The organism is Sphingopyxis sp., from assembly GCF_041916015.1.
Classification (GTDB): Bacteria; Pseudomonadota; Alphaproteobacteria; order Sphingomonadales; family Sphingomonadaceae; genus Sphingopyxis.
Window position 1 is genome coordinate 1 of sequence record NZ_JAYSAH010000083.1, and the last position, 15,285, is coordinate 15,285.

Below are 15,285 nucleotides of genomic sequence, written 5' to 3' on the forward strand. Positions count from 1 at the left end.
GATGAAGCTGCCGTCGGGGTTGAGGTCGGCGTTCGCCTGCGCGACCGTGTGCTTCGATTCCTCCATCGCCGACAGATAGACGACCTCGTTGGTCACCTTGCCGTCGATGATCTTGCGGTACGGCGTCTCGATGAAGCCGTATTTGTTGACGCGCGCGAAGGTCGCGAGGCTGTTGATCAGACCGATGTTCGGGCCTTCGGGCGTTTCGATCGGGCAGATGCGGCCATAGTGGGTCGGGTGAACGTCGCGGACCTCGAAGCCCGCGCGTTCGCGGGTCAGACCGCCCGGCCCGAGCGCCGACACGCGACGCTTGTGGGTGACTTCGGACAGCGGGTTGGTCTGGTCCATGAACTGCGACAGCTGCGACGAGCCGAAGAATTCGCGCACCGCGGCGACCGCGGGCTTCGCGTTGATCAGGTCGTTCGGCATGACGGTCGAGACGTCGACCGAGCTCATGCGCTCCTTCACCGCCCGCTCCATGCGGAGCAGGCCGACGCGATACTGGTTCTCGAGCAGCTCGCCCACCGAACGCACCCGGCGATTGCCGAGATTGTCGATGTCGTCGATCTCGCCCTTGCCGTCCTTGAGGTTCACCAGCTCCTTGACCACGGCGAGGATGTCGTCGCTGCGCAGCGTCGTCACCGTGTCCTCGGCATCGAGGCCAAGGCGCATGTTGAGCTTGACACGGCCGACGGCCGACAGGTCGTAGCGCTCGGGGTCGAAGAAGAGCCCGCCGAACAGCGCTTCCGCGGTCTCGCGCGTCGGCGGTTCGCCGGGGCGCATCACGCGATAGATGTCCGAAAGCGCCTGATCGCGGTCCTCGGCCTTGTCGGCCTTCAGCGTATTGCGAATCCAGGGGCCGGTGTTGTTATGGTCGATGTCGAGCAGGACCAGCTTGTCGATCCCCGCCGCGTCGAGCTTTTCGAGATTGTCGGCGGTCACTTCGTCGCCGGCCTCGATATAAATCTCGCCGGTCGACTCGTTGATGAGGTCATAGGCCGAGTAGCGGCCGAAGATTTCCTCGGTCGGGATCAGCAGCGTGTCGAGACCGTCCTTCGCCGCCTTGTTGGCAAGGCGCGGACTGATCTTGTGGCCCGCGGCGAAGACGACTTCGCCGGTCTTGGCATCGACGACGTCGAACGCGGGCTTGGCGCCGCGCCAGTTCTCGACGACGAACGGAACCTTCCAGCCGTCCGAGGCGCGCTCGAACACCAGCCGGTCATAGAAATAGTTGAGGATTTCCTCGCCCGTCATGCCGAGGGCATAGAGGAGCGACGTCACCGGCAGCTTGCGCTTGCGGTCGATGCGGACGTTGACGATGTCCTTGGCGTCGAATTCGAAGTCGAGCCACGAACCGCGATAGGGGATGACGCGCGCGGCGAAGAGATATTTGCCCGACGAGTGGGTCTTTCCGCGGTCATGGTCGAACAGAACACCCGGCGAACGGTGCATCTGCGACACGATGACGCGCTCGGTGCCGTTGACGAAGAAGGTGCCGTTCTCGGTCATGAGCGGCATGTCGCCCATGTAGACGTCCTGCTCCTTGATATCGAGGACCGAGCGGGTGTCGGTTTCGCTGTCGACCTCGAAAACGATCAGGCGCAGCGTGACCTTCATCGGCGCCGCATAGGTGATGCCGCGCTGACGGCATTCCTCGACGTCGTACTTGGGCTCTTCGAGTTCATAGTGGACGAAGTCGAGCTCGGCGGTGCCGGCGAAATCGCGGATCGGGAAAACGCTGCGCAGCGTCTTTTCAAGGCCCGACACATAGCCGATCGAGGGGTCCGAGCGCAGGAACTGCTCATAGGATTCGCGCTGCACCTCGATGAGGTTGGGCATTTCCACCGCTTCGTGGATGTTGCCGAACAGCTTGCGGATTCGCTTGGTCGCGGTTGCTTCGAGGGCCTTGCCCACCGACTTCGCCTTGGTCGCCATAAGTGATTGTCTCGCCTTAAGAAAAATACGCGCGAGCGCAGCAGAAACGCAAAAAGGCCGCGACCAACCGTTGCCGGTTTACCGCAGCTTTCCAACGCATTCCGAAATCCCTACCGCCCTATCCGTGCCGTCTGTTGCGCAAAGTCAGACGACTTCCCGGACGATCGGGTGTGGACGCGATATAGGATTTGGGGGGCGAAGTGTCAACGGCGCGGGCAGTCGGTCATCGACTCTCCGGGCTCCGGGCAACCCGAAACTCGGTTCGCCCCGCCCAGACAACGGCTCGACCATATTGGCATCGCCCCTCCCCGCTCCCGCGCGTTCAAGGCGCATGTTCCTTTTCACAACCTCAGGAGAAATCAGGACAATGCGGAAATATGCAGGCCTATTCACGTCGCTTACCCTCGGCATGGCACTCGCCGCCGGCGCTCCCGCGCTCGCGCAGCAGGCGCCCGCTCCCGCCGCCGCGGCAGGCGTCAATCTCGCTCCCGGCACCACCGTCCATGACAGCGAAGGCCAGCCCATCGGCCCGATCGCCAGCGTCGAAGGCGGGAATGTCGTCGTCACCGTCGGCGACAAGCCCGCCGCCCTCCCCGCCACCTCGTTCATGCAGACCGACAAGGGACCGGCGATCACCCTGACCCTCGCGCAGCTCAACGCGGCGCTCGAACAGCAGAATGCGGCGCTCGACGCGCAGCTTACCGCCGCGCTCCAGCCCGGCGCCGACATCAAGGGCGTCAACGGCAATTCGGTCGTCGGCAAGGTCAAGTCGGCCGATGCCGAAGGCGTCATCGTGGCGAGCGCGCAAGGCGACGTCCGCCTGCCGCGCAAGGCCTTCTTCGTTTCGCCGCAGGGCCTTGCGACCAGCTTCACCGCCGAGCAGTTCGCGGCGGCGGTCGCCGAAGCCAAGGCCCCTGTCGAGGCAGCACCCGGTGCGGCCGCCGAACAGGACGCCGCCGCCGATGCGGAACCGGTGGCGAAGCCCGCCGACTGATTGCTGACCGCCACCGATCGAAGGCGCGAGGGCACAGCTCTCGCGCCTTTTCCTTGATCGCTCCGCGGTTCAGAATATCCCCTTGAGCAGCTTGCCCGGGTTGCGCCGCAGCGCCGTCTCCTCATTGCCCATATAGAGAAAGATGCCCTTCAGTGCCTGATCGGTGACCGAGGAGGTCAGGCCGTCATGGCTGATCCCCGCGAGCGAGAGCAATCCGCCGCTGCTGCCCGACAATTGGTCGAGTTGCCGAAAGGCACCGACGCTTTCGAGCGCGCCCGCGATCAGCGGCCGCACCTTTTCGCCCAATAGCCCGCCCGCGCTCGATTGCAGATAGCGCGTCGCACCGTCGTTCTTCGACACGAGCGAGGGCACGTCGCCCCAGCCGAGATCGTCGATCGCGGCGCGGAAGATCGGCTTCGCCTCACCCGCCGCCTTGCCCCCGGCATCGTTGAGGCTTTTGGTGAGCTTGGTGGTCAGCCCCAGCCGGTCGCCCGCTCCCATCAGCTTCGATGCGAGCTTGCCGCCCGCGCCGGGGAGCAGGATGCGGACCGCGGTATCGGCATAGAAGGCGCCCGGCTGCGCGAGCCGGTCGAGCGCGCTGTCCGACGCATTGGCGATCAGCCCCTTGACCCCCGGCTTCGCCGTCTTCGCGAGCGGGGCCGGGACCAGCCCCACCACCGCCAGTCCGACCGCCCCCGCAAGCAGCATCCGCCGCGCGATATCGTCCCCGTCCCGTTCCATGACCCTGCTCCTGCTCCGAGAAAGACAGGTTTATCAGCAAAATCCGTCTCGCCAAGGTTGGCGCGCGCGGATCGGTAGAATGTCGGTTTTGGGGTGAGGAGCGGACGTTCCCCACTTCGTCATTCCCGCGAAAGCGGGAACCCAGAGCATGCGTCGGCTGACCCCACACTGGGTTCCCGCTTTCGCGGGAATGACGATGTTATGAGATACTAAGCGTCGCTTTCCGGCCAAAACCCGCCCCTCAATTCACCATCCGCTCATAACCCTCCCAATAGGGTGCGCGCAGGTCCCTCCTCAAAATCTTCCCCGACGCGTTCCGCGGCAGCGCCGCGATCACGTCGACGCTGCGCGGGGCCTTGAACGCCGCGATGCGCTCGCGTGCCCAGGCGATGATGTCGGCTTCCTCGATGCTCGTGCCCGGCTTGGCGACGACAACCGCCTTCACCGTCTCGCCCCATTTCTGGTCCGGAATGCCGATCACCGCGACCTCCTGCACCGCCGGATGGCCGAAGATCGCGCTCTCGACCTCGGCCGGATAGACATTCTCGCCGCCGGTGATGATCATGTCCTTCATCCGGTCGTGGATGAAGAGATAGCCGTCCTCGTCGAGATAGCCCGCATCGCCGGTGTGGATCCAGCCGTCCTCGGTCATCGTCTTCGCGGTCGCCTCGGGCAGGTTCCAGTATCCGAGCATGTTGTTCGACGAGCGGGTGACGACCTCGCCCACCTCGCCCGTCGGCACGGGCTTGCCACTGGCGCCCAGGATCACGACCTCGACCCCCGGCAGCGGCTTGCCCGCCGAACGCATGCGCTTGTTGCCTTCGGGGTCGTGATCCTCGGGCGGCAACATGCAGATCGTGCCCGTCGTCTCGGTCATCCCATAGGCCTGGATGAACTCGGCCCCGAACATCCTGATGCACTGGCGCAGCAGCTCGAGCGGGATCGGCGCCGCGCCATAGAGGATATATTTGAGCCGGCTGTAATCGACGCTCGCGCAGCGCGGATGGAGGAGCAGCATCTGCAGCGCCGCGGGGACGATGAAGAAGCGCGTCACGCCATGCTGCTCGACCGCATCGAACACACCGTCGGGGTTGAACTCGGCGAGGATGACGCCGGGCAGCCCCGACGCGAGCGCCATGATGCCGAGGCCCGTCCCGCCGATATGCGCGCAGGGCATCGCGACGAGCACCGCCTCGTCATCCTCCCATTTGGTGTAGGGCAGGTCGAGGTCACCCGAATGCTTGCGGAGCGCGAAAAGATTGCGGTTCGACAGCACCGCGCCCTTCGGATTGCCCGTGGTGCCCGAGGTATAGAGCTGGAGCACCGCATCGTCCTGCCCCGACGGCGCGAAAGGCGCGCGCTCCGTGCTGTCGATCAGCGCGCGTGCTTCGGCGGCGCCGATGATGCGCGGATCATGGTCGAGTTTCCCCGCCAGCTGTTCGCCCACGCTCTCGAAACCCGGCCCGGTGAAGACGGCCTTCGCGCGCGTGTCGTTGACGATGTAGGCCCATTCGGCCGGCGACAGCCGCCAGCCGATCGGCGCCATCACGATCCCCGCGCGCGCCGCGCCGAAGAAGAGCGTGAAATAAAGGTCGCTGTTCTTGCCGATCCACGCGATCCGGTCGCCCTTTTCGAGCCCCGCGGCGAGCAGCGCGCTCGCGACACGCGCGGTGCGCTCTTCCAGCTCGGCGTATGTGAAAAGCCGATCCTCCTCGCGCATCGCGAGCCGGTCCGGCCGGTCCTCTGCCCAATGGCTGATGAATTCGTCGAATGTGAACAGGTCCGAAACCTCGCGCGCCATCGCATCTCTCTCCATCGAATCGCGTTGCTTTTCGCAATCGATGGTCAGGCTAGCGGCTGGGCGAGCGGCGTAAAGCGCGCAGATGTGACAGGGTGAGCGTCAAACGCGCCGGAACAGCAACATCAGGTTGTTCGCAGGCATCGCGCGGCGCCCGGCGAAGGCGAAACCGGCCTCGGCCGCTGCCGCCTCCACCGCCGCGGTATCGCGCAGCCCCCACGCCGGGTTGCGCGCGCGCAAGTCCGCATCGAAGGCCAGATTGCTCTCTGCCGTCGGTAGGTCAGCCTCAACAAAGGGTCCATAGAGGATCAGCGGTGCGCCCGCCGCAAGCAGCCGCGCCGCGCCCGCGAACAGGCCGAGCGTCGCCGCCCAGGGACTGATGTGGACCATGTTGATGCAGAGCAGCGCATCAGCCGCCACGATCGGCCAGTCGCTCGCCGAGGCATCGAGCCTGAGCGGCGGGCTGATATTCGCAAGCCCCGCCTCGGCGCTCCACGCCGCGATGGACGTGAGAGCGTCGGCGTCGGGATCGCTCGGTTGCCAGGCGAGCGCGGGAAAGGCCGCGGCGAAATGGAGCGCATGTTCGCCCGACCCGCTCGCGACTTCCAGCACCATGCCCGAAGGCGGCAGCCAGTCGCGAAGGACTTCGGCGATCACATCGCGATTGCGGAGCGTCGCGGGCGCGTGGCGCTTGTCGCCCGCGCCACCGTCGCCGGGCGTCCAGTTCTGCGGCGTCATCCGGCATTCGCCCGCTTGCGCGCCCGGCGCTCGCGAACGATCAGCCACAGGAACAGGCCGACCGGCCCCGCCATCAGCGTCAGAAACAGGACGGGAAGCTGGGCGATCCGTCCGAAGCCCTTGTTGTCGGCGTCGCGCGCGATCCACAGGCCGGTGAACAGATCGAACGCCAGATAATGGATCCAGCCGAGCGTCGCTCCGCCCGGCGCCGCAAACAATTTCATCACGCCTTCGAGCGACATGAAATCGCCGCCCGCGCCGCCGGGATCGATGCCGCCGGTCAGGAAGCCCGCGATCAGGATCGTGTATGCGAGGCAGAGCAGGAAGACGCCTGCGTACAGGACAGCGGACAATATCCTGGGGCCGCGCGGCGCGAAGGCGAGCAACAGCCAGAAGGCGATCGCCCAGTAATTGGCGATCAGATAGATCATGCCCCAGCTCATGCGCGCGCTCCCTCCTCTTTCGCCCCCTAGATCAACCCGCCGAGCCCGAAGAGCAAGATGCCGCCGAACAGGGCGATCAGACCGATGGTCAGGATCAGCAGCGTCATCCGCGCCGCGGACAGCCGCCGCGTCGCGAGGAAGGCCGCGGCAAGCCCGAGGCCGAGCGCGATCAGCGGCGCATAGAGGAACGCCCAGTCATAGCTGAACTCGCGCCGGACGCGGACAAGCCCCCATTGCTCGACGACGAGCCCGTAGAGGGTGATCGCGGCGAGCCACACTGCGACGAAGACGACCGCGAACAGCGCCCCGCCGGCAAGGCAGCCGGCACCGGCGCGGTTCGGGTCCGCCGCGTCGCTCAACTGCCGCCGATCTCGCTCAGCGACGGGGCGCCCGGCGCCACCTCCGGCTCGCTCCACGCAAGGATGGGCTTGCGCGCCGCCAGCGTCTCGTCGAGCCGCGCGCGCGGCGCGAAATGCGGCGCCGACTTCAGCGCCGGATCGCCGTTCTTCGCACGCAGCGCGATGCTGCGCAGCGCGCCCACGAACTGGTCGAGCACCGCCTTGCTCTCGGTCTCGGTCGGCTCGACGAGCATCGCGCCGTGAACGACGAGCGGGAAATAGACCGTCATCGGATGATAGCCCTCGTCGATTAGCCCCTTGGCGATGTCGAGCGTCGAGAAGCCCTCGGCGAGCCCCTTGTCGCTGAACAGCGCCTCGTGCATGCACGGCCCCGACGCGGCGAAGGGCGCGTCGAGCACATCCTCCAGGCTGCGCAGCACATAATTGGCGTTGAGCACCGCATCCTCGGCGACCTGCTTGAGGCCGTCGGCGCCGTGGCTGAGGATATAGGCCAGCGCGCGGGTGAACATCCCCATCTGGCCGTGGAACGCGGTCATGCGGCCAAAGGTCTGCGGATGATCCTCGCCCGCATTCTCCTCCTCGATCAGGCGGAACCCATCGCCTTCCTTCGTGACGAACGGCAGCGGCGCGAAGGGCGCAAGCGCTTCGGACAGCACCACCGGCCCCGAACCGGGACCGCCGCCGCCATGCGGGGTCGAAAAAGTCTTGTGGAGGTTGATGTGCATCGCGTCGACGCCAAGGTCGCCGGGGCGCACGCGTCCGACGATCGCGTTGAAGTTCGCGCCGTCGCAATAGACAAAGCCGCCCGCGGCGTGCACCGCGTCCGAAATTGCCTTCATGTCGCGCTCGAACAGGCCGCAAGTGTTGGGGTTGGTGATCATCACCCCGGCGACGTCGGGGCCGAGCCGAGCCTTCAATGCCGCAAGATCGACACGGCCCTCGGCGGTCGCCGGAATATCCTCGACCGTGAAGCCCGCGAAGGCCGCGGTCGCAGGGTTTGTGCCATGCGCGCTTTCGGGCACGAGCAGCACCCGGCGGTCGTCGCCGCGCGCCTCGAGCGCCGCCTTGATGCAAAGGATGCCGCAAAGCTCACCGTGTGCGCCCGCCTTGGGCGACATCGCGACGCTGTGCATGCCGGTGAGCGTGATCAGCCACTCGGCGAGCTCGTGGATCACCGCATAGGCGCCCTGTACCGTCTCCTGCGGCTGCAACGGGTGCGCGTCGGCGAAGCCCGGCATCCGCGCCACCTTTTCATTGAGGCGCGGGTTGTGCTTCATCGTGCAGCTTCCGAGCGGGAAGAGACCGAGATCGATCGCATAATTCTGCCGCGAAAGGCGCGTGTAATGGCGCACCGTTTCGGATTCGCTGAGCCCCGGCAGGCCGATCGGCGCCGAGCGCGCGAGGCCGCCGAGATCGCTCGCGGGCGCCGCCTCATCGAAATCGACGCCGGTCGTCCCGTTCGAGCCGATCTCGAAGATCAGCGGTTCCTCGAGCATCAGCGCGCGGTTGCCGGTGAAGGTGACATTATCGTCAGCGCCGCCTGCGACGTTCATTTCGGGGCGCCAGCCGGCGCGGTTGAGCGCGGTCATGCCAGCACCTCCTTCAGCGCCGCGGCGAAGGCGGCGATATCCTCTTCGGTCACGGTTTCGGTCACAGCCACGACCAGCCCGTTCGCCAGCCCCGCAGTGTCGGGATAGAGCCGGCCGAGCGACACCCCGCCAAGCACGCCCTTCTCCGCGAGCTGGTGCACGACGGGCCGCGCCGCCTTCGGCAGGATCAATGTGAACTCGTTGAAGAAACCGCTGTTCATCACCGTCACGCCCGGAACCTTCGCCAGTTCGGCGGCAGCCGCCTTGGCGCGGCTATGGTTGATCGCGGCGAGTTGGCGCAGCCCCGCTTCGCCGAGCAGGGTCATGTGAATGCTGAACGCCAGCGCGCAAAGCCCCGAATTGGTGCAGATATTGCTCGTCGCCTTCTCGCGCCGGATATGCTGCTCGCGCGTCGAGAGCGTCAGCACGAAGCCGCGCTTGCCGTTGGCATCGACGGTTTCGCCACAGAGGCGTCCCGGCATCTGGCGGACATATTTGGCCTTGCAACCGAAGAGGCCGAGGTACGGCCCGCCGAACTGGAGCCCGACGCCGATCGCCTGTCCTTCGCCGACGACGATGTCGGCGCCCATCTCGCCCGGCGCCTTGATCGCGCCGAGCGCGACGGGTTCGGTGACGACCGCGATCAGCAGCGCGCCCGCCGCCTGACAGGCAGCAGCCAGCGCGGTCATATCGTCAATCCGGCCGAGAATGTCGGGATATTGCACGACGACGCAGCTCGTTTCCTTGTCGATGCGGCCCGCAAGCGCCGCCCAATCGGTGCCGGCCTCAAGGCTCGGGTCGCCGTCGATCAACACCTCGCCGGTATATTTCGCCATCGTCCGCGCGACGCTGCGATAATGCGGATGGAGCCCCGTCGAAAGCAAGGCCTTGTTCCGCCGCGTCACGCGCCGCGCCATCACGACCGCTTCCCAGCAGGCGGTGGAGCCGTCGTACATCGAGGCGTTGGCGACGTCGGTGCCGAGCAGGCGCGCGACCTGGCTCTGGAACTCGAACAGCATCTGCAGCGTGCCCTGCGCGATTTCGGGCTGGTAGGGCGTGTAGGCGGTCAGAAACTCGCCGCGCTGGATCAGATGGTCGACGCTCGCCGGGACGTGGTGGCGATAGGCGCCGGCGCCGAGGAAGAAGGGACCGTCGCCCGCCGCGCGGTTGCGCCCGGCAAGCGCCGCCATATGCCGCTCGACCGCGAGCTCGCTTGCATGGTTCGGCAGGCCGGGGATCGGACCGTCGAGGCGCGCCTCGGCGGGCACATCTGCGAACAGATCGTCGATCGATGCCGCGCCGACCGTGGCGAGCATCGCCGCGCGGTCGTCGCTGGTGAGAGGAAGATAACGCATGAGCTACTCCGGAGAAGAAACGGAATTGAGGGAATAAAGCTGGGCAAGATCGGGCAATGAGCCCTGAAAGATCGCGGGGCCGCTATGCGTCGTCCGCACCCACGGCGCGAGCCAGATACGAAACCCGGCATCGCGGGCGCGGCGGCAAAAAGCATAGTCGTCGGACAGCAGTTCGCGGCTGTCGGGATCGATCATCGGCAGGAAGAAACTCGGCTCGACCTCGCCGATCACATGCGCGGCACGCTCGCCGGGATCGGTCCGAAAGGCGAGTTCGGGATGCTTGCCGCACAGCGTTTCGAAAACGTCGCGGCGGATCAGCATCATGCCGGTGCCGGCGCGCGCCAGTTCGACGAGGTCGGTCAGCGCGAACCGCTGGTCGCGATGCAGGAAATGCAGCGCGAATTCGCCGCCGAAGCGCGCGAGCGCATTCGGATCATCCTTTGCGATGCCGCTTTCGACCGCACGCGCAACATTGGGCCAGTTGATCATTCGCCGCGGACAGGCGGCGGCAAGCACCGCGCAATCCTCGCGTTCCTGCATTGCGTGCAACATCGAAAACACATCGTCCGCCGCAAAGTCGATGTCGGCATCGACGAACAGCAGATGCGTGCAGTCGCTCGCGCGGAAGATTGCGGCAAGCAGATCGCGCGCGCGGGTGATCGACGCCTGATAGAGGATGAACTCGAACCGCACCGCCACCCCCGCCGCCTGCGCCTTCAGCGCCAGGTCGAGTGCGGCGCGCACATAGCCGCCCTGCGCCCCGTCATAAATGGGCGTCGCCACCATCAGGCGGCAGTCGGCAAGGGCGGCGGCGTTATCGCTCATCGAAGGCTCCAAAGCCCCTTCCTCTGAAGGAAGGGGATGAAGAGATCACAGATCGGCGATGAAGGCCTTATAGGCTTCGGCATTCATCAGCCCGTCGAGCTGACTCTTGTCGGCCAGCGTCATGCGGAAGAACCAGCCCTCGCCCTCGGGGTCGGTGTTGACGAGCGCCGGATCCTCTTCGATCTGGCCATTGCCTTCGGTCACGACGCCATCGACGGGAGCGTAGATGTCGCTCGCCGCCTTCACCGATTCGACGACCGCGGCGTCGCCACCCGCGCTCAGTTCAGCGCCCGTGTCGGGGACCTCGACGAAGACGATGTCGCCGAGCTGGCTCTGCGCGAAGTCGGTGATGCCGACCGTCGCGACGTCGCCATCGACATCAACCCATTCATGCTCTTCGGTATAATAACGCGGCATTGGTCAGCCTCCCAGTTTGCGGACATAATTGTGGGGAACGAAGGGCATCGCCGCGACGGTGCAAGACACGCGCTTGCCGCGCACCTCGGCGGCGATCGCGGTGCCGGGCGCGGCGTGGTCGCGCGGCACATAGCCCATCGCGATCGGCGCGCCGACGCTGGGCGCAAAGCCGCCCGAGGTCACGACGCCGATCTCGGTGTTGCCATCGAACAGCCTGGCGCCTTCGCGCACCGGCAGCTTGCCATCGACGAGCAGGCCGACGCGCTTTCGCGGCGCGCCATCGGCGAGATGACCGAGGATGCGTCCGGCGCCCGGAAAGCCGCCTTCCTCGCGGCGGCGCTTGCTGATCGCGAAGCCGAGGTCGCCTTCGACGGGATCGATCTCTTCATTGAGGTCGTGGCCGTACAGCGGCAATCCCGCTTCCAGCCGCAGGCTGTCGCGCGCGCCCAGCCCGATCGGTTTCACTTCGTCCATCGCACAAAGCGCGTCGGCGAAGGCTTCGAGCGCCTCGTTGGGAAGCGAAATCTCGAACCCGTCTTCGCCGGTATAGCCCGAGCGGCTGAGGCCGATCGCATATCCCTGCCATTCGGCGCGGGCCGCCTGCATGAAAACGAGGCCAGCAGCCTCGGGAACAAGGCGCGCCAAGGCAGCGACAGCCTTCGGCCCTTGCAGCGCGAGCAGCCCGTAATCCTCATTGTGATTGAGGTTGATATCGTCGGGCAGATTCTCGCGAAGATGGCCGATATCGTCCCATTTGACCGCACCGTTCACGACGATCCCGAGCTGGTCTCCCTCGTTGGTGATCATCAGATCGTCGAGAATGCCGCCGTCCTCGGCGAGCAGCAGCGAGTAGCGCATCCGGCCGGGCTTCAGCGCCGAAATGTCACCGGGGACGAGCGCTTCGAGCGCTTCGGCCACGCCTTCGCCCGACAGGGTGAGCTGGCCCATATGGCTGACATCGAACAGGCCCGCATTCTCGCGCGTCCACAGATGCTCGGCCATGATGCCTTCATACTGGATCGGCATCCAGTAACCGGCGAATTCGACCATCCGGCCGCCGCGCTCGCGGTGCCAGGCGTCGAGCGGCAGCGTGGCGGTGGGGACCGCATCTTCGCCCGGATGTTCAATGTCGGTCATATCAGTCTCCCGTCGTTGACACGGCAAGACGCGGCAGTGTGCCGCACCATCGCCATGCCCCCTCTGTCACGGGAACCTGAGAGTTTTCCCCCGGGATGTTCCGGGGTTACCCCTTCGGTGGCTCCGGCCGAGGGCCGGAACGCTTTCCAGAGTGTCCGTTCCAGCCGCGCGGTCCATGTACCTGAGAGTTTCCGGGGCGGTTGCTCCTTCGGTGGCGGATCAGGTCGCCCTGCCCCGCGCTCTCCCGCGCGTCCGGCCGAATCCCTTGCGGGGCCCGACAGACGCTGCGAGCCTTGGCGCCGCCCCTTTGCGGAGTCAATCGGCGAGCGCGCGGATCGCGTCGTTTTCGTGGATATGCACGCCGGATGCCTCACGTCCGATCAGCCGGACGATCGCTTTCGCGACACGATCGGCCGGAATCGAGCGATAGCGGCGAAGCGCCCCGTGGAGCAGCGCGTCGGTCAGCGGCGCGGCGAGCATCGCCAGTCCCTCGCCGAGGCGTGGCGGCCCCGGACGGTTTCCCATCAGCAAACCGGGGCGAAGAAGATCGAGCCGTTCGAAATCGAGCGCGCGAAGGGCATCCTCAACCTCGCCCTTCGTCCTCAGATAGAAATTGGACGCCTTGGATGACGCGCCGACGCTGCTGATCGCGATCATATGCCGCGCCCCCGCTTCCTTCGCGGCGCGCGCGCAGGCAAGCGCCAGATCGTGATCGACCGCGCGGAATGCGGCCTGCGACCCCGCCTGCCGGATCGTCGTGCCGAGGCAGGAGATAAGGGTTGCGGGCCGCCGGTCGGCGATGATCGCGGGCCATTCCGCGCCGGGTGCGACGAGCGCTTCCTGTTGCGAAGACGGATCATCGGGCGGGCGCCGAACAAGCACGGTCAGCCCGCCCGACCGCGCCACCGCGCTGCCGACAAGCCCGGTGGCGCCGATCAGCAAGATGTCATTCGAGTTCATTGCCATGAACCTAAGCTATCATGATCGTCATTGCGAGCGAAGCGGAGCCATGACGATGCGATCGATGGCCTTCCGTCTTGATATCCGTCAGGCGTGCGCCAACGCTTCCGGCACCTCGTCGCGCCCGAAGATCTCCGCGAAGCGATCGATCGCGAACCGATCGGTCATCCCCGCGATATAGTCGCCGATATGGCGCGCCGTCGCGCTGTCGCCCTCGGGCAGGCGCGACGCCCAGTCCTCGCCCATCAGGCACGGGTCGTCCGCATAAGCCTCGAACAACCGCGACACGACTTCTTTCGCGCCCGCCGCTGCCTCGATCTGCGAGGGATGATGATAGAGGTTCGCGTACATGAAGCGCTTCAAGTCGCGTTCCTGCCGCGCCAGCTCGGGCGAAAAGCCGCCGAGCGTGCGACCTGCGGCGCGCACGTCCTCTACACAGCCCACACCGGCTTCCGCGACGTTCGCCTCGGTCGCGGCGATCACGTCGTTGACCATCACGCCGATCTGGTCGCGCACCAGTTCGCGCAGCAGCCGGTCGCGCGGCGCGCCCGAAAATCGCGCCTCGACCGCGCGATAATTGGCGGCGACGAACGGCTGTTCCATCAGCTGGTCGAGCGTCAGCAGCCCCGCGCGGAGGCCATCGTCGATATCGTGATTGTCATAGGCGATGTCGTCGGCGACCGCCGCGATCTGCGCCTCCAGGCTGGCATGGCTGGCAAGATCGAGCGGGAATTCGGCGTCGATATCCGACAACGCCCAACCCGGATGGCGCACCGGACCATTATGCTTGGCAAGCCCTTCAAGCGTTTCCCAGCTGAGGTTGAGCCCGTCGAAACGCGGATAAGGGCATTCGATCCGCGCCAGCGTGCGCAGCGTATGGCCGTTGTGATCGAAGCCGCCGTGCGCCTGCATGGCAGCCTTCAGTGCATCCTCGCCCGCATGGCCGAAGGGCGGGTGGCCGATGTCGTGCGCAAGGCAGAGCGCCTCGGTCAGATCCTCGTTGAGGCCGAGCGCGCGGGCGATGCCGCGCCCGATCTGCGCGACCTCGATGCTGTGAGTCAGGCGGACGCGATAATGATCGCCGTCGGGCGCAACGAAAACCTGCGTCTTGTGGCGCAGGCGGCGAAAGGCGATCGAATGGATGATGCGGTCGCGGTCGCGCTGGAAGGCATCGCGCGGACCGCGGACGACGCGGCCCGGCTCATCGTGAAAGCGCCCGCGGCTCCGGGACGGGTCGCTGGCGCAATCGGCGACGCTCACTTGACCGGATCGACTTGCTGGCCGGCTTCGCTGTTGAACAGGAAGCCGTCGCCGCCTGCTTTCTTATAGTCGGCGAGCCAGTCCTGCGCGGCCTTGCGGTCCTTGAACGGCCCGACGAGCAGCCGCCGCGTCTTGCCCCATTCGGCGGTGCCGCCCGCCTTGCCCTTGAAAACGGCCGGGCTCTTCCTGGCGAATTTGGCGAAGTCGGTCGCGAGCGCCTTTGCGTTGGCGCCGGTCGCCACCTGCACCCAGAGGCGCGCCGGATTCGCTTTCTTTTCTGCGGCTTCGGCCTTGGCCTTCGCATCGGCTTCGGCTTTCGCCCTGGCGGCTGCCTCATCCTTTTCGCGTTTCGCGGCCTCCGCGGCCTCGGCGCGCCGTTTGTCTTCGCGCAGCTTCGCAAGCGTATCGGCGCCGATCGCATTGTCGGCCTGCGCGAGCTCCTCGGGCGGAATTTCGATCGACCCCGCGATGGCGGCCAGCGACGCGAGCGGAGCGTCCGCGGAAATCGCGGACGGGCTACCCGCGGCGGGCGGTGGTGGCACGACGGCTGCTGCCGCGGCTGGGGGTGGAGCGGCCGTCGCCGCCCCGGCCGTCGGCACCGGCGCGCTGCGCCCCATGTCGGCGATCGAAAAGCCCGGCCCGACCGGCCTGGAAGACTGCACGGGGTTGGTGCCGATCGGCGCGACTGCGGCCGGCGCCGGCGATGTCGGCACAGGGCCTGACGCCGTTCCGCC

The 15,285-nt window shown here is 66.5% G+C and carries 14 protein-coding genes, 1 pseudogene and 1 riboswitch; of the genes and pseudogenes, 1 reads left to right on the plus strand and 14 read right to left on the minus strand.

Annotation, left to right across the window (positions count from 1 at the left end; translation table 11 throughout):
* Positions 1-1,935: pseudogene (locus tag ACE3SL_RS12535) on the minus strand (DNA-directed RNA polymerase subunit beta); the annotation flags it as partial.
* A 409-nt stretch (positions 1,936-2,344) separates the two neighbouring features.
* Between ACE3SL_RS12535 and ACE3SL_RS12540 the strand changes: the two are divergent.
* The gene (locus ACE3SL_RS12540; RefSeq protein ID WP_374526077.1) at positions 2,345-2,929 is read left to right on the plus strand and encodes a hypothetical protein; all 585 of its coding nucleotides are present in this window, start codon (positions 2,345-2,347) and stop codon (positions 2,927-2,929) included.
* A 69-nt stretch (positions 2,930-2,998) separates the two neighbouring features.
* Here the strand turns inward: ACE3SL_RS12540 and ACE3SL_RS12545 are convergent, their stop codons facing one another.
* From ACE3SL_RS12545 to ACE3SL_RS12605, 13 genes are all read right to left on the minus strand, one after another.
* Positions 2,999-3,670, minus strand: coding sequence for a DUF4197 domain-containing protein (locus tag ACE3SL_RS12545; RefSeq protein WP_374526078.1), 672 nt, complete (start codon positions 3,668-3,670; stop codon positions 2,999-3,001).
* Positions 3,671-3,911: 241 nt separating this feature from the next.
* A complete protein-coding gene (locus ACE3SL_RS12550; protein ID WP_374526089.1) occupies positions 3,912-5,471 on the minus strand; it encodes a fatty acid--CoA ligase in 1,560 nt (519 codons plus the stop codon).
* 99 nt (positions 5,472-5,570) lie between these two features.
* The gene (locus ACE3SL_RS12555; RefSeq protein WP_374526079.1) at positions 5,571-6,206 is read right to left on the minus strand and encodes a DUF938 domain-containing protein; all 636 of its coding nucleotides are present in this window, start codon (positions 6,204-6,206) and stop codon (positions 5,571-5,573) included.
* Complete coding sequence (locus tag ACE3SL_RS12560) at positions 6,203-6,649, minus strand: ABA4-like family protein (RefSeq protein WP_374526080.1); 447 nt, start codon at positions 6,647-6,649, stop codon at positions 6,203-6,205. Before ACE3SL_RS12560 ends, ACE3SL_RS12555 begins: the two co-directional genes overlap by 4 nt.
* A 26-nt stretch (positions 6,650-6,675) precedes the next feature.
* A complete protein-coding gene (locus ACE3SL_RS12565; protein ID WP_374526081.1) occupies positions 6,676-7,008 on the minus strand; it encodes a hypothetical protein in 333 nt (110 codons plus the stop codon).
* The gene (gene gcvPB / locus ACE3SL_RS12570; RefSeq protein ID WP_374526090.1) at positions 7,005-8,561 is read right to left on the minus strand and encodes an aminomethyl-transferring glycine dehydrogenase subunit GcvPB; all 1,557 of its coding nucleotides are present in this window, start codon (positions 8,559-8,561) and stop codon (positions 7,005-7,007) included. Before gcvPB ends, ACE3SL_RS12565 begins: the two co-directional genes overlap by 4 nt.
* A 32-nt stretch (positions 8,562-8,593) precedes the next feature.
* Positions 8,594-9,952, minus strand: coding sequence for an aminomethyl-transferring glycine dehydrogenase subunit GcvPA (gcvPA, locus tag ACE3SL_RS12575; protein WP_374526082.1), 1,359 nt, complete (start codon positions 9,950-9,952; stop codon positions 8,594-8,596).
* Between the two features lie 3 nt (positions 9,953-9,955).
* Complete coding sequence (locus ACE3SL_RS12580) at positions 9,956-10,777, minus strand: glycosyltransferase family 2 protein (protein WP_374526083.1); 822 nt, start codon at positions 10,775-10,777, stop codon at positions 9,956-9,958.
* A 45-nt stretch (positions 10,778-10,822) separates the two neighbouring features.
* The gene (gene gcvH / locus ACE3SL_RS12585) at positions 10,823-11,194 is read right to left on the minus strand and encodes a glycine cleavage system protein GcvH (protein WP_374526084.1); all 372 of its coding nucleotides are present in this window, start codon (positions 11,192-11,194) and stop codon (positions 10,823-10,825) included.
* Positions 11,195-11,197: 3 nt separating this feature from the next.
* Positions 11,198-12,331 (minus strand): glycine cleavage system aminomethyltransferase GcvT, encoded by a 1,134-nt coding sequence (gene gcvT, locus ACE3SL_RS12590; protein ID WP_374526085.1) that lies wholly within the window; start codon positions 12,329-12,331, stop codon positions 11,198-11,200.
* 159 nt (positions 12,332-12,490) lie between these two features.
* Positions 12,491-12,588: riboswitch (glycine riboswitch) on the minus strand.
* Positions 12,589-12,646: 58 nt separating this feature from the next.
* Positions 12,647-13,291, minus strand: a complete 645-nt coding sequence (locus ACE3SL_RS12595; protein WP_374526086.1) for an NAD-dependent dehydratase — start codon at positions 13,289-13,291, stop codon at positions 12,647-12,649.
* An 87-nt stretch (positions 13,292-13,378) separates the two neighbouring features.
* Positions 13,379-14,551, minus strand: coding sequence for a deoxyguanosinetriphosphate triphosphohydrolase (locus tag ACE3SL_RS12600; RefSeq protein WP_374526087.1), 1,173 nt, complete (start codon positions 14,549-14,551; stop codon positions 13,379-13,381).
* A partial coding sequence (locus ACE3SL_RS12605) for an SPOR domain-containing protein (RefSeq protein ID WP_374526088.1) occupies positions 14,548-15,285 on the minus strand: 738 nt, incomplete at its 5' end. The genes ACE3SL_RS12605 and ACE3SL_RS12600, both read right to left, overlap by 4 nt.

What these genes read in the sequence shown, in the direction of transcription:
- ACE3SL_RS12540 (WP_374526077.1), top strand. Translation starts at nt 2,345, where the DNA reads ATGGCACTCGCCGCCGGCGCTCCCGCGCTCGCGCAGCAGGCGCCCGCT.
- gcvPA (WP_374526082.1), bottom strand. Translation starts at nt 9,952, where the DNA reads ATGCGTTATCTTCCTCTCACCAGCGACGACCGCGCGGCGATGCTCGCC.
- ACE3SL_RS12550 (WP_374526089.1), bottom strand. Translation starts at nt 5,471, where the DNA reads ATGGCGCGCGAGGTTTCGGACCTGTTCACATTCGACGAATTCATCAGC.
- gcvH (WP_374526084.1), bottom strand. Translation starts at nt 11,194, where the DNA reads ATGCCGCGTTATTATACCGAAGAGCATGAATGGGTTGATGTCGATGGC.
- ACE3SL_RS12595 (WP_374526086.1), bottom strand. Translation starts at nt 13,291, where the DNA reads ATGAACTCGAATGACATCTTGCTGATCGGCGCCACCGGGCTTGTCGGC.
- gcvPB (WP_374526090.1), bottom strand. Translation starts at nt 8,561, where the DNA reads ATGAACGTCGCAGGCGGCGCTGACGATAATGTCACCTTCACCGGCAAC.
- gcvT (WP_374526085.1), bottom strand. Translation starts at nt 12,331, where the DNA reads ATGACCGACATTGAACATCCGGGCGAAGATGCGGTCCCCACCGCCACG.
- ACE3SL_RS12580 (WP_374526083.1), bottom strand. Translation starts at nt 10,777, where the DNA reads ATGAGCGATAACGCCGCCGCCCTTGCCGACTGCCGCCTGATGGTGGCG.
- ACE3SL_RS12545 (WP_374526078.1), bottom strand. Translation starts at nt 3,670, where the DNA reads ATGGAACGGGACGGGGACGATATCGCGCGGCGGATGCTGCTTGCGGGG.
- ACE3SL_RS12560 (WP_374526080.1), bottom strand. Translation starts at nt 6,649, where the DNA reads ATGAGCTGGGGCATGATCTATCTGATCGCCAATTACTGGGCGATCGCC.
- ACE3SL_RS12555 (WP_374526079.1), bottom strand. Translation starts at nt 6,206, where the DNA reads ATGACGCCGCAGAACTGGACGCCCGGCGACGGTGGCGCGGGCGACAAG.